Below are 13646 nucleotides of genomic sequence, written 5' to 3'. Positions count from 1 at the left end.
AATAAAGCCTCCAATTGGAGGCTTTATTGTTTGTATTCACAGAAGAGCGGTTAGGCTTTCAGGTGTTTAACCAGGCCTTGCACTACTTTTACGCTACCAGCAATAATTTCGCCTTTATACAGAGGATCGTTCCCACCAGAGAAATCGGTAATCAAACCACCTGATTCACGCACCAGTAATTCCCCAGCCGCGATATCCCAGGGTTTTACACCGCGCTCCCAATAACCGTCCAGGCGTCCGGCTGCTACATAAGCAAGATCCAATGCAGCACTACCCGCTCGGCGCACGTCACCACAGTCGTGGAAAATCTTATTAAAACGAACGGCATAATCGGCATACTGGGTTTTATTTTTAAAAGGGAATCCTGTCGCCAGAATAGTTTCCGTTAAATCGCGAGGCTTGGTAGTACGGATGCGGTAGCCATTTAATTGCGCACCCTGACCGCGTGAAGCAGTAAACAGTTCACCGCGAATAGGGTCGAAAACTACAGCCTGATCAAGACGGCCTTTGTGGAGCAGGGCAATAGACACAGCAAAGTGCGGAATGCCTTTAATGAAATTGGTGGTACCATCCAGCGGATCGATAATCCACTGAAATTCTGGCGCTTCTCCGATTACCTCACCATTTTCTTCGCCAAGAAAGCTGTGTGCAGGATAAGATTGCTGAATCTTATGAATGATTGCCATTTCGGCTTCTTTGTCGATTTGAGTAACATAATCGTTACTGCCTTTGACTTCTTTTACCAGCTCTGTACGGTTTTCAAAACCACGCACAATAATAGAGCCAGCCACGCGCGCTGCGCGCACCGCAATGTTAAGCATCGGATGCATTAGGAACCACCAATTGTAAAAGATCGAATAGAAAACGGCGCGCAGTGTACCAGTTAATCTCAATAATGCAATCCGATCCCGGTACCAGATCAATAATAAAATTGATTAAAAGTTCAACAATCGTTACAGCGATATTGAATTCACAGTGAGCCTGCTCACAGGAGTTCACCGATGTGAATCTGCGGTTGCTGTGCTAAACTCTCGACCAAATATAGGTAATTAACGATTTACGCATGCTAGAAAAGATAAGAATTATCCTGGTTAATACATCGCATACGGGTAACATTGGCTCTGCAGCCAGGGCAATGAAAACCATGGGATTAAGTGAACTGTATCTGGTTGACCCGGTGGATGAACCTGATGGTCATTCAAGTGCACTAGCAGCAGGCGCGGGTGATGTATTGGCAAACGCCAAAATAGTGAGCACACTCAGTGAAGCTGTAGCCGACTGCGGCCTGGTAGTTGGCACATCAGCCCGCTCGCGCACGCTGAGCTGGCCGATGCTTGAACCCAGAGAGTGTGGCGAAAAACTGGTTGCTGAGGTGAGCCAGTACCCGGTAGCACTGGTATTTGGCCGTGAAAATAATGGCCTGACCAATGAAGAACTGCAGCAATGTCATTTTCACGTATGTATTCCAGCCAATCCTGATTACAGTTCATTGAATTTGGCTGCGGCCGTGCAAACGCTGAGTTATGAAATTCGCATGGCATGGCTGAACAAAACACGTATCCCAGAGGAAGAAACAGAATATCCGTTAAGTGAAGACATGGAGCGTTTTTATGTTCACCTGGAATCGACGCTTAGCAATGTAAAGTTTATCAATGAAAATCACCCTGGGATTGTGATGACCCGTTTACGACGCCTGTTTAACCGGGCCCGTCCGGAAGCTCAGGAACTCAATATCTTGCGAGGGATCCTGGCTGCTATCGATAAATCCAGCGGAGCTAATTAATGTTCGCACGAATCAGGGAAGACGTCGCCGGTGTATTTGCCCGCGATCCGGCAGCCAGAAATACGTTTGAGGTATTAACTAATTACCCCGGCCTTCATGCGGTGTGGTTACATCGGGTCAGTCATAAACTCTGGAAGCTGGAATTAAAGTGGCTGGCCAGAACACTTTCCACCTTTAGCCGTTGGCTAACCGGCGTGGAAATCCATCCTGGTGCCACAATAGGCCGCCGCTTTTTTATCGATCATGGCATGGGCGTGGTTATTGGTGAAACCGCACAAATCGGTGACGATGTCACGTTGTATCACGGTGTCACTCTGGGCGGTACCAGTTGGAAAGCGGGCAAGCGCCACCCGACACTTTGCAACAATGTTGTTGTCGGAGCAGGTGCTAAAGTACTTGGGCCCATTGAGATCGGTGAGGGGGCCAAAATTGGTTCCAACTCTGTTGTGGTAAAAGATACTCCACCCGGCGCCACGGTTGTGGGTATTCCGGGGAGAATAGTGCAAGCTGCACCTGCGCAAACCGCAGGAAACAACAAACGCTACGAAATTGCTGCTAAATACGGCTTTGATGCGTACGCAGTAGCCAGTGATAATCCCGATCCGGTAGCCAGTGCCATGGGAGTAATGGTGGAGCACATACACGCAATGGATGAGCGTATTGTGGAATTGTGCCAGGTCATTCAGGCAATGGGAGGCAATGTAAGTACCGATAGATTAGAAGGGATTTCGGAAGCGGATTTTGCCTGTACTGGGTTATCGCCGGTGGCACCCAAAACTCAACAGCAAAAACACGACGCCTTCGACCCACATATTTGAGGCATAGCTGGCAGGGATATTAATACCTGACTAAATTAGTAGGTTTTATACTTGACCATTTTAGTCGGGTATGGAACAATTTTGCCATGTTCGACTATTGCTGCCCGCTATGAAACTCACCTCAAAAGGCCGCTATGCGGTTACAGCCATGCTGGACGTGGCGCTTCACTCTCAACAAGGCCCTGTATCGCTGGCTGATATTTCGGCCCGTCAGGAAATTTCTTTGTCTTATCTGGAGCAATTGTTCTCGCGTTTAAGAAAAGAAACCCTGGTAAAAAGCGTGCGCGGACCGGGCGGTGGGTACAAACTGGGTCGTGATGCATACAAAATTGCCATTGGTGAAGTCATTCGAGCCGTCGATGAGTCAGTTGATGCAACCCGTTGCCAGGGGCAGGGTGATTGCCAGGCTGGCGAGCGCTGCCTGACACACAGTTTGTGGCAGGATCTCAGTGATCGCATCGGTCACTTCCTCGACAGCATTAGTCTGGGCGAGTTAATGGCGAAAGGCGATGTTCAGGCCGTGGCGGGCCGTCAGGATAAGCAGCGCGCCAATATAGATAAAGAAATTCACGTGAGCATTCGACTGTAAATGACACAGGTTAACACCCCCGTTTATCTCGATTACGCCTCAACGACACCAGTTGATCCCGCCGTTGCTGAGCAAATGGCGAAATGCCTTACCTTAGATGGGACATTTGGCAATCCTGCGTCACGCTCTCACCGTTTTGGCTGGCAGGCGGAAGAAGCGGTGGATGTGGCGCGTAATCAAATTGCTGGGCTGGTAAATTGCGATCCACGGGAAATCATTTTTACGTCAGGGGCAACGGAATCCGATAACCTGGCATTAAAAGGTGTCGCGCAGCAATATCGCGAGAAGGGTAATCACATTATTACCGTGAGTACTGAGCACAAAGCGGTGTTGGACACCTGTGAGTATCTTGCTGAACAAGGTTTTGATGTCACTTGCTTGGCACCCGATCCACAGGGGCTGATTTCGGTATCACAGCTTGCAGACGCTCTCAGAGAAGACACCATTTTAGTGTCGGTCATGCAGGTGAATAATGAGATTGGCGTTGTTCAGGATATACAGGCAATTGGCGAATTTTGTCGACAGCACAACGTTGTATTTCATGTTGATGCTGCGCAAAGTCTGGGTAAGCTGCCCATTGATTTACAAACCTTACCCGTTGATTTGATGTCATTTTCTGCACATAAATGCTACGGGCCAAAAGGCATAGGTGCGCTATTTGTGCGCCGTCGGCCGCGTGTATTGCTGGCAGAGCAAATGCATGGTGGTGGTCATGAGCGTGGTATGCGTTCGGGCACATTGCCTACTCATCAAATTGTGGGATTTGGCGCAGCGTGCGAAATCGCAGGTGAACAGCTCAACATTGAAGCGCAACGATTACGAATGTTAACGGAACGCTTCTGGAAACGAATCAGTCAGTTAGACGATGTTACTCTTAATGGCCATTTAACCCAGCGCGTCCCGGGCATTATTAACATTAGCTTTGGCGGTGTAGATGGCGAAAGTCTGGTAATGGGCTTAGCCGATATTGCTATTTCTACCGGATCTGCCTGCACATCTGCAAGCCTTGAACCGTCGTATGTGTTAACTGCGCTGGGGCGGAGTGCACCGCTAGCACATGCCGGTATTCGTTTTTCCGCAGGGCGTTTTACTACGGAAGATGAGATGGATCTTGCGGCTGACACCGTTACGACTGTGGTAACCCGTTTAAGGCAGGCCAGAGCGTCGGCAAGCTACTAAGACTTCTGGCGTAGAGCAGGCAGTGAAGGTTTGCAGTTTCGGGGAGAATAGTGCAAGATCCCGAGCCCCCAGATGCCCGTACAAAATAATAACGCAAGCATGGATTCGCTTTATTACAGGTATTGTCTTCAATAGTTGAGTGAAATACTCAGGTATTATAGAATACCGCGCGAAAAATAAGGGATACATGGCGTCCGAAACATACATCGGATACACAGCACCCACGAAAGGGCGTGCAATCAAAGACCAGTTAAGTGAGATGAGTCAATGAGCGAGCAGATCGAACAGGCATTGTCGAAACAATATGAGGCCGGTTTCTACTCTGAAATCGAGTCCGATACCTTCGAAAAAGGCTTGGACGAGTCGGTAATACAGCGTATTTCGGCAATTAAAAATGAGCCTGAGTGGATGCTTGAATGGCGTTTGAAGGCATATCGTTCCTGGTTAGAGATGGAAGAGCCTGAGTGGGCGCATGTTGATTACGAAAAAATCGACTATCAGGCTATCTCTTACTATTCCTCACCAAAAAGTATGAAAGACAAGCCCAAGTCATTAGACGAAGTCGATCCCGACTTACTGGATGTATATAACAAACTGGGTATTCCTCTGCACGAGCAGGAAATGCTGGCTGGCGTAGCGGTCGACGCAGTATTCGACTCTGTATCGGTTGTAACTACTTTCCGCGAAAAACTGGAAGAAGCTGGTGTTATTTTCTGCCCAATCTCTGAGGCGATAAAAAAATACCCTGAGTTGGTTAAAAAATACATTGGCTCGGTTGTACCTCGCACCGATAACTACTTCGCAGCATTAAATAGCGCCGTATTTACTGATGGTTCATTTGTGTACATTCCAAAAGGGGTACGCTGCCCCATGGAATTATCTACTTATTTCCGCATTAATGAACAAAATACCGGCCAGTTTGAACGTACACTGATCATTGCCGATGAAGGCAGTCACGTAAGTTACCTGGAAGGCTGCACTGCGCCGCAACGCGATGAAAACCAATTGCACGCCGCCGTAGTTGAGCTGGTAGCTATGGATAAGGCCAACATCAAGTACTCAACCGTACAGAACTGGTATCCGGGCGACGAAAACGGCAAAGGCGGGATTTATAACTTCGTTACCAAACGTGGGATTTGTCACAACGATGCGAAAATTTCCTGGACTCAGGTAGAAACTGGATCATCGGTAACCTGGAAGTATCCAAGTTGCGTACTGAAAGGCGATAACAGTGTCGGCGAGTTTTACTCTGTTGCGCTGACGCGTGGACGCCAGCAGGCTGATACCGGCACCAAGATGATCCACCTGGGTAAAAACACCCGGTCGACCATTATCTCAAAAGGCATTTCAGCAGGCAGAAGTAACAACGCCTATCGCGGTCTGGTGCAAATGGGCCCGAAAGCCGATAACGCTCGTAATTTTACGCAGTGTGATTCGCTACTCATTGGTGATCAATGTGGTGCTCACACCTTCCCGTATATCGAAAGCCGTAATCCCTCCGCCATTGTTGAACACGAGGCCACCACATCAAAAGTGAGTGACGAGCAGTTGTTCCTGTGTCAGCAGCGCGGTCTGGATGCGGAAAAGGCGGTGTCTATGATCGTCAATGGCTTCTGTAAGGAAGTATTTAAAGAGTTACCAATGGAGTTTGCGGTTGAAGCCGGCAAGCTACTTGAAATTAGTTTAGAAGGTTCTGTGGGGTAAAGAATTTAATGTTATCCATCAATAATTTACACGCCAGTGTTGAAGAAAAGCAAATCATCAAAGGGCTAAACTTAGACATCAAGCCTGGCGAAGTTCACGCCATCATGGGACCTAACGGCGCCGGTAAAAGTACCCTGGGTTATGTATTGTCAGGCCGCGACGGTTATGAAGTAAACGACGGCAGTGCCACATTAAACGGCAAAGACCTGCTGGAGCTGGAAGTTGAAGAACGCGCCCGTGAAGGATTATTTCTGGCATTTCAGTACCCGGTTGAAATTCCGGGTGTAAGCAATATGGAATTCCTCAAAGAATCGGTTAACGCCATGCGCGAGCACCGTGGCGAAGAGCCACTGACTGCTGCTGAATTCCTCAAAAAAGCTAAAGCGGCATGTAAGCAAGTACATTTGCCTCTGGATTTTCTGAAGCGTGGCGTTAACGAAGGCTTCTCCGGTGGTGAGAAAAAGCGTAACGAAATCATGCAAATGATCCTGCTTGAGCCGTCTCTTTGTATTCTGGATGAATCTGACTCAGGTCTTGACGTTGATGCGCTGCAGGTAGTAGCCGATGGCGTGAACAGCCAACGCGACGGTAAGCGTAGCTTTATTGTAGTTACTCACTATCAACGCCTGCTCGACTACATCAAGCCCGATTTCGTGCATATTCTGGCTGATGGTAAAATTGTAAAAAGCGGTGATGCATCGCTGGCGCTGGAAGTAGAAAAATCCGGCTATGCGTTTCTGGGCAAAGCCTACGAGGAGAGCGAGGCATGAGCCAGTGGCTGTCAGAAGTAATTGCTGAAGGCCAACGTCAAACCGACTGGTTGGCTGGTCACCGTCAGCAGGCAACCGAAGCACTAGCGAATATTAAATGGCCAGTGCGCCGTCAGGAAGCCTGGCGATTTACGCCTCTGTTACCGGTAGAAAAGCGCAGTGTGAGTCTGGCTGCCGCAGTTGAACAACATGGTTCAGCACCGGTTATCGATGGACTCGACGCTTACAGTGTGTCGTTTGCGGGCAATAAGTTAGCAGCACAACAAGGTAGTGTGCCCGCCGGGCTTACGTTTACTTTGTTCTCAAATGCCAATACAGAACAGCAGGCCACTATCAAAGCACTGTTGAGTCAGGTTAAGCCATCACATCATTTGTTCGGGCAGGTAAACGACGCCCTGATGACAGAAGGCGTGTATATTCACGTACCTGCTAACACGGTTATTGATACGCCCATTCGATTGTCACAGCTTGCAGCGAGCGTAGGTGATCAGCACTTACGTGTATTGGTGCATGTCGAATCAGGTGCCAAAGTCGCCATTATTGAAGATGGCTTCGGCGATGCAGACAGCCTGAATACATTCGTAAGCGAATACGTGTTAGACGCGCAGGCGCAGTTAGAGCACTATCGATTTGCCATGTATACACAGCAAGCCATGCACGTAGGCAGTTGCCACTTCAAGGTGGGTGAGAAAGCGCAGCTTACCAGTAATATTGTGGGTTACGGCAGTGTGTTGTCGCGTCTGGACGTGGACGTGGAATACACAGGTGAATTTGCGAATGCCAACGTAAACGCCATTTATTTGCTGGCAGAAGGTGAGCTTTTCGACCTGCACTCCACCATTGAGCACGCCGTACCGAATTGTACCACCGAAGAAAATGCGCGTGGAATTGTGGGTGATCGCGCCAAAGCGGTATTTAACGGCCGTATTCACATTCATCGCAATGCACAGAAAACCCTGGCGGAACTGAATAACCGAAATTTGTTGTTATCCCGCCGCGCTATCATCAATACAAAGCCCGAGCTGGAAATTTACGCAGACGACGTGCGCTGTGCTCACGGCGCTACCGTTGCAGAAATTGAAGAGAAGGCTTTGTACTACCTGCTAACGCGCGGTATCAGCCGTAGTCAGGCGTTGATTATGCTGAATTTTGGATTTATTCAGGAATTAATCACCCAAATTCCAAATATCGCAATCAGCGATTGGTTACTGCACTCTTTACGTGAGCGCTTTGTCAGCATGGAGGTCAAATGAGCTTCGATGTTCAGGCGGTACGTGCGCAATTCCCTATTTTGTCGCAACAGGTTGACGGCAAGCCTCTGATTTATCTGGATAACGCAGCGACAACGCAAAAGCCACAGGCGGTTATTGACGCACTGATGAGCTTTTACACGCAAACTAATGCAAACGTTCATCGCGGAGCACACAAATTATCGGATGAAGCTACTCGCCGATATGAAAAAGCGCGTGATCAGGTGGCGGCGTTTATTAATGCAAACAGTCGCGAAGAAGTGATCTGGACTGCGGGTACCACCGAAGGTATTAATTTAGTTGCCCATGGCCTGGCCAAACAGCTGGAAGCCGGTGACGAAGTAGTGGTAACCGAAATGGAACACCACGCTAACCTGGTTACCTGGCAACAAGCCTGTATTCAAAGTGGCGCCACGTTGCGTGTAGCACCTATCTTTGATAACGGCGAGTTGGATATCGAGACATTCCAAAGCTACCTGGGGCCAAATACCCGTATGGTAGCCTTCCCGCACGTATCTAATGCGCTGGGAACGCTGAACCCGGTAAAAGACCTGGTTGCCATGGCTAAGCGTTACGATGCTCTGGTGCTGGTTGATGGCGCTCAGGGCATTGCTCATGGCGGCGTTGACGTGCAGGACCTGGGTTGTGATTTTTACGCGTTTTCCGGCCACAAACTGTTTGGCCCTACCGGCATTGGTGTGCTGTGGGGGCGTAGGTCTGTGCTGGAAGACTGGCCAGTATGGATGACTGGAGGCGAAATGATCGCCGAAGTGAGCTATCAGTCTGCCAGTTGGGGCGCTTTGCCACTGCGACTGGAAGCGGGTACACCGCATATTGCTGGTGCTATTGGTTTAGGCGCGGCGGTTGAATGGTTTGGCTCGCTTGATTTGGCTGCAGTACAAGCACACGAAAAGGCCTTGATTGAATCTGCTATGTTACAGGCCCGAAACATTGAAGGGATGCGTTTGATCGGAACGGCGCCGAATAAAGTGGGCATTCTGAGTTTTGTAATGGATAACGCGCATCCGGCAGATATTGGCTTTATTTTAGATCGTCAGGGTGTGGCTATCCGCACTGGTGACAACTGCGCGCAGCCGCTGATGAACCGTTTGGGTATTAATGGTACCGCGCGGGCATCATTTTCTTTATACAACACCCTTGATGAAGTTGACGCATTCTTTGTTGCGCTTCGCAAGGCGCAAAGCATGTTGGCTTAACAGGAGCATACAATGACCGTTGAAACGTTTGTGCCCAGTCAGGATGTGGTAACCCTTACTGAAAGCGCCATTAAACACTTTGAATCCAAGCTTGCCAAGCAACCCGGCAAGATCATTCGTTTGTCTACCAAGGTCAGTGGTTGCACAGGCTATGCCTATGTACTGGATTTCGCCGATGCGAGTAAAGCAGACGACGAAATACTCCACGTATCAGATGTACTCACTGTTGCTGTGGCGAAAGACGCACTGCAACTTATTCGCAACACGGAAATCGATTTCGTGCACGAAGGTGTGAACGGGGTGATCAAATACCATAACCCCAACGTTGTGGATGAATGTGGTTGTGGCGAAAGCTTTAATGTTGGATAACCAGACACAATGAAGCAAAAAATGGTGGTGACCGAGCGTGAAGTGCGGTCACGCAAAGTCCCTTCTGGCGAAAAGGTCATGATCCCCGCTGGTGAGTTTGTTAATCTCACCCAGGATTTAGGTGGCAATTATACGGTTACCTGGCGTGGTAACATGCTGCGTATTGACGGTACTGATGCCGATGCCATTGGCCGTAAGCCTCAGCAACTTGATTTTGACGTGCCAACAGATGGACGCATCGCCGAGCGACAGGTATGGGATGCGCTGGAAACTATCTACGATCCGGAAATTCCAATCAACCTGGTGTCGCTGGGTTTGATTTATGCGGTAAGACTGGAACAGGAGCAAGGCGCCGTCACCATAGATATGACTCTCACTGCGCCAGGCTGCGGAATGGGGCCTGTGCTGGTTGGGGATGTTGAATACCGCGTTGGTCTGGTACCGCATGTGAAGTCGGTAAAAGTAGAACTGGTCTTCGACCCGCCATGGTCCAGAGAGATGATGAGCGAAGAAGCACAGCTCGAAGCCGGTCTGTTTTTTTAATTAGCAAAATAAGTAACTCCTGACTATGGCATTACCATCAAGCGAAGAAATCATTGAAGATTTAGCCTTTTTTGACGATTGGGAACAGCGTTATCAGTACATCATTGATTTAGGCAAAGCGTTACCGCGTTTGCAGGACGAACAAAAAACGCCCGAGCGCCTGGTAAAAGGTTGCCAAAGCAGCGTGTGGCTGGTTACGTCGGTAAACGAAGGCAAACTGCATTTTGATGCAGACAGCGATGCAGTCATCGTGCATGGCTTGTTAGCGCTGGTGATGGCAGCTTACAACGATAAAACGCCGCAACAGATTCTGGATTTCGACATCGACGGCTATTTCGAGGCGCTGGACCTTGAACGTCATATTTCTCCTACCCGTGGCAATGGCTTGCGCTCGATCGTGGGTAAAATACAAACACTGGCAAAACAAACTGCCTGAACGACCTTCGCGCGTATTGTGAAGATTTTTTGATATTTGTTGCTGTGCCCCTAGGCACAGCGTAAAAGATTGCCTATAATTCGCGGCCAAATTTTTACTATTACAACCGGAGACAGAAGATGGCTCTTGAGCGTACTTTTTCAATTATTAAGCCTGATGCCGTTGCTAAAAACGTAATCGGTGCAATCTACAATCGTTTTGAATCTGCTGGTCTGCGCATCGTTGCTTCTAAAATGGTTCATATGAGCAAAGAACAAGCAGAAGGTTTCTACGCAGAACACAAAGAGCGTCCTTTCTTTGGTGCTCTGGTTGCGTTTATGACGTCTGGTCCGGTTATGGTTCAGGTGTTAGAAGGCGAAAACGCAGTGGTTAAAAACCGTGAAATTATGGGTGCAACTAACCCAGCTGATGCAGCTGCAGGTACTCTGCGCGCTGACTACGCGGTGTCTATCGACGAGAACGCTGTTCACGGTTCAGATGCGCCTGAATCTGCTGCTCGCGAAATCGCTTACTTCTTCTCTGAAGAAGAGATCTGCCCACGCACTCGCTAAGTTGCCAGGTTCTGATTAAAAAGGGAGCTTAGGCTCCCTTTTGCGTCTGTGCGTCATGGGTTATCCCATGGTATCCTATGCAGGTTGCAACCTTAACTATGTTCACAGTAGGTTAATTGCTTTATGGCTAAAACAAATTTATTAAATTTAAATCGGCAGGGAATGCGCGAATTTTTCGCTGAAATGGGCGAAAAGCCTTTCCGTGCAGATCAGGTCATGAAGTGGATCTATCAGCAAGGCGTCAGCGATTTTGAACAGATGAGTAATCTGAATAAACATCTGCGCGCGAAGCTCATTGAACACTGTGAGGTGGTTGCACCGGAAATTGCGTATCAGCAAAACGCAACCGACGGCACCATAAAGTTTGCCCTCCGTTTAGAAGGTGGTCAGGAAGTAGAAACGGTTTGGATACCCGAAACTGAGCGTGCAACACTGTGCGTTTCGTCACAGGTTGGATGTGCATTGGAATGTACGTTCTGTTCAACCGCGCAGCAGGGATTCAATCGCAACTTGTCGGTAAGCGAAATTATTGGTCAGGTGTGGCGTGTAGCCACAACACTGGGCCTGTCAAAAGACAGTGCTAAACGTCCAATCACTAACGTGGTTATGATGGGCATGGGTGAGCCACTACTGAATTTGAAAAACGTCGTGCCAGCAATGGACATCATGATGGATGACTTTGGATTTGGTTTATCCAAACGTCGTGTGACCTTAAGTACCTCAGGTGTAGTACCTGCACTCGATATGCTCGGTGACCAGATTGATGTAGCGCTGGCTATTTCATTGCACGCACCCAATGACGAGCTGCGCAACGAAATCGTACCAATCAACAAAAAATACAACATCGAAACCTTCCTTGCTGGTGTGCGCCGTTATTTAAGTAAGTCAAAAGCCAATCAGGGCAGGGTGACTGTTGAATACGTAATGCTGAATCAAATCAATGATTCAACCGACCATGCACATCAACTGGCAAAAGTGTTAAAGGAAACACCCAGTAAAATTAATCTGATCCCATTTAATCCTTATCCAGGTTCACCTTATACTTGTTCCAGTAATTCACGCATCGACCGATTCGCCAAAGTGTTGATGGAATATGGCTTTACCGTGATTGTGCGCAAGACCCGGGGCGACGATATTGACGCTGCTTGCGGCCAATTAGTGGGCGACGTGGTTGACCGCACCAAACGGATGTTAAAAAAACAGATGAAGGGCGAGTCGATTTCGGTGAAGATGTCTCATTAATACAAAAGATAAAAGAGGTTAACGCCCGCAATGAGAATATTAACGTTAGTAGCACTGCTATGGCTGTCTGGTTGTGTAAGCGAAAATCAGGGCGGTAATTTCAGTACCGAGTTTGATCAGAGTGAAGCGGCGAAAACACGTATTTCTCTGGGGTTAACCTATTTAAAAAACGGCAACTATACCCAGGCTAAAATGAATCTGGACAAAGCCTTGTCGTTTGCGCCCAGATTGGCCGATACGCATTTTGGCCTGGCGTATTATTATCAGGTTGTGGGTGAGGCTGAACGCGCCAGAGAAGCTTACGAAACCGCTATGAGCCTGGCACCGCGCAATGCCGATATTGCCAATAGCTATGGCGCGTTTTTGTGCCAGCAAGGCGATTACGAGGCAGCCAAAACCTTTTTCCTGCAGGCTGTAAATTCCCGTCAGTACGCTAATTCTGCCGCCACCTATGAAAATATGGCGTTGTGTGCACAAAGTCAGGGGCAAGGGGAAGATGCCATTGATTATCTGAACAGTGCACTTAAGCATCAGCCTGGCAGAGCCAAAACCTTATTTATTCTCACTGAAATGTACGTCGCCACCGAACAGTACGAGTTGGCTGAACAAACGCTCCGCAAATACGAAAAAGTCGCTCGTGTGTCACCCGATTCGCTATGGTTAGCTATTGAAATTGCGACGGGTAAAGGTGATCTCCTCACGGCAAACGGTTACGGTGACATGCTGCTCACCATGTATCCCGACAGCCCGTTAACTAAATTGTATATCGATAAGCAGCAAAAGTTGCCACAGCCGGTTATCAAAGTAAAAACCAAACCGCAGCGAGTTGAAGAGCCGGTATCGGTAGGTATAGACGCACTGAAGGCAAGCAAATCAGACGATGCTGATATGCAGGAGCCCGCAACACAGAATGAAGATGAAACTGTACAAACACAGTTAGCCCCTGAGACTGCGGTTGCTCAAATTAGTGAAAGCACGAATAGCGGTTCTGTTGCTGAAAATGTTGATAGTGATACAGTGAAATATCACATCGTCCAGCCGAAAGAAAACCTTTATCGTTTGTCACTGAAATACAATATAAAACTTGATACCCTGAAAGCCTGGAACAACCTCGGTAACAACGGGGATATCAAAATTGGAACAAAATTATGGCTGGTGCCGCCAGCTGAACAGACACAGTAATCTGGGTAAATAA

At 48.4% G+C, this 13646-nt stretch carries 15 protein-coding genes; 14 read left to right on the top strand and 1 reads right to left on the bottom strand.

Going from position 1 to position 13646, the window contains the following annotated elements; genetic code table 11:
• Positions 1-50 precede the first annotated feature (50 nt).
• Entirely contained in the window at positions 51-830 is a 780-nt protein-coding gene (gene suhB / locus FJ444_RS15740; protein ID WP_140959813.1) for an inositol-1-monophosphatase, read from the bottom strand.
• 233 nt (positions 831-1063) lie between these two features.
• Here suhB and trmJ point away from each other — a divergent pair, with 233 nt between their 5' ends.
• The 14 genes from trmJ to pilW all read left to right on the top strand — a co-directional run bounded on the left by trmJ (position 1064) and on the right by pilW (position 13633).
• Positions 1064-1783 (top strand): tRNA (cytosine(32)/uridine(32)-2'-O)-methyltransferase TrmJ, encoded by a 720-nt coding sequence (trmJ, locus tag FJ444_RS15735; protein WP_140959812.1) that lies wholly within the window; start codon positions 1064-1066, stop codon positions 1781-1783.
• A complete protein-coding gene (cysE, locus tag FJ444_RS15730; RefSeq protein ID WP_140959810.1) occupies positions 1783-2601 on the top strand; it encodes a serine O-acetyltransferase in 819 nt (272 codons plus the stop codon). The genes trmJ and cysE overlap by 1 nt, the downstream gene beginning before the upstream one ends.
• A 109-nt stretch (positions 2602-2710) precedes the next feature.
• Positions 2711-3190, top strand: a complete 480-nt coding sequence (gene iscR, locus FJ444_RS15725) for a Fe-S cluster assembly transcriptional regulator IscR (protein WP_140959808.1) — start codon at positions 2711-2713, stop codon at positions 3188-3190.
• A complete protein-coding gene (locus FJ444_RS15720; protein WP_140959806.1) occupies positions 3191-4369 on the top strand; it encodes an IscS subfamily cysteine desulfurase in 1179 nt (392 codons plus the stop codon).
• Positions 4370-4636: 267 nt separating this feature from the next.
• Positions 4637-6073 carry a Fe-S cluster assembly protein SufB gene (gene sufB, locus FJ444_RS15715; RefSeq protein ID WP_140959804.1) on the top strand — a complete coding sequence of 479 codons (1437 nt, stop codon included), beginning with the start codon at positions 4637-4639 and terminating at the stop codon, positions 6071-6073.
• Positions 6074-6081: 8 nt separating this feature from the next.
• Positions 6082-6843 (top strand): Fe-S cluster assembly ATPase SufC, encoded by a 762-nt coding sequence (sufC, locus tag FJ444_RS15710; RefSeq protein ID WP_140959803.1) that lies wholly within the window; start codon positions 6082-6084, stop codon positions 6841-6843.
• Positions 6840-8096 (top strand): Fe-S cluster assembly protein SufD, encoded by a 1257-nt coding sequence (sufD, locus tag FJ444_RS15705; RefSeq protein ID WP_140959801.1) that lies wholly within the window; start codon positions 6840-6842, stop codon positions 8094-8096. Before sufC ends, sufD begins: the two co-directional genes overlap by 4 nt.
• Positions 8093-9310 carry an aminotransferase class V-fold PLP-dependent enzyme gene (locus FJ444_RS15700; RefSeq protein WP_140959799.1) on the top strand — a complete coding sequence of 406 codons (1218 nt, stop codon included), beginning with the start codon at positions 8093-8095 and terminating at the stop codon, positions 9308-9310. The genes sufD and FJ444_RS15700 overlap by 4 nt, the downstream gene beginning before the upstream one ends.
• A 12-nt stretch (positions 9311-9322) precedes the next feature.
• A complete protein-coding gene (locus tag FJ444_RS15695; RefSeq protein WP_140959797.1) occupies positions 9323-9679 on the top strand; it encodes an iron-sulfur cluster assembly accessory protein in 357 nt (118 codons plus the stop codon).
• A gap of 9 nt (positions 9680-9688) precedes the next feature.
• Entirely contained in the window at positions 9689-10222 is a 534-nt protein-coding gene (gene sufT, locus FJ444_RS15690) for a putative Fe-S cluster assembly protein SufT (protein ID WP_140959795.1), read from the top strand.
• Between the two features lie 25 nt (positions 10223-10247).
• Positions 10248-10658 carry a SufE family protein gene (locus FJ444_RS15685; RefSeq protein WP_140959794.1) on the top strand — a complete coding sequence of 137 codons (411 nt, stop codon included), beginning with the start codon at positions 10248-10250 and terminating at the stop codon, positions 10656-10658.
• A gap of 119 nt (positions 10659-10777) precedes the next feature.
• Positions 10778-11209 carry a nucleoside-diphosphate kinase gene (gene ndk, locus FJ444_RS15680; protein ID WP_140959792.1) on the top strand — a complete coding sequence of 144 codons (432 nt, stop codon included), beginning with the start codon at positions 10778-10780 and terminating at the stop codon, positions 11207-11209.
• A gap of 123 nt (positions 11210-11332) precedes the next feature.
• On the top strand, positions 11333-12451 hold the full coding sequence (locus tag FJ444_RS15675) for a bifunctional tRNA (adenosine(37)-C2)-methyltransferase TrmG/ribosomal RNA large subunit methyltransferase RlmN (protein ID WP_140959790.1): 1119 nt from the start codon (positions 11333-11335) through the stop codon (positions 12449-12451).
• A gap of 30 nt (positions 12452-12481) precedes the next feature.
• Complete coding sequence (gene pilW / locus FJ444_RS15670) at positions 12482-13633, top strand: type IV pilus biogenesis/stability protein PilW (protein ID WP_140959788.1); 1152 nt, start codon at positions 12482-12484, stop codon at positions 13631-13633.
• Positions 13634-13646: the final 13 nt, after the last annotated feature.

Origin of the sequence: Aestuariibacter sp. GS-14, assembly GCF_006494365.1 — a bacterium.
GTDB classification, from domain to species: Bacteria; Pseudomonadota; Gammaproteobacteria; order Enterobacterales; family Alteromonadaceae; genus Alteromonas; species Alteromonas mangrovi.
The sequence above is the reverse complement of the archived record's forward strand: the minus strand, read 5'-3'. Positions and strand labels throughout refer to the sequence as shown.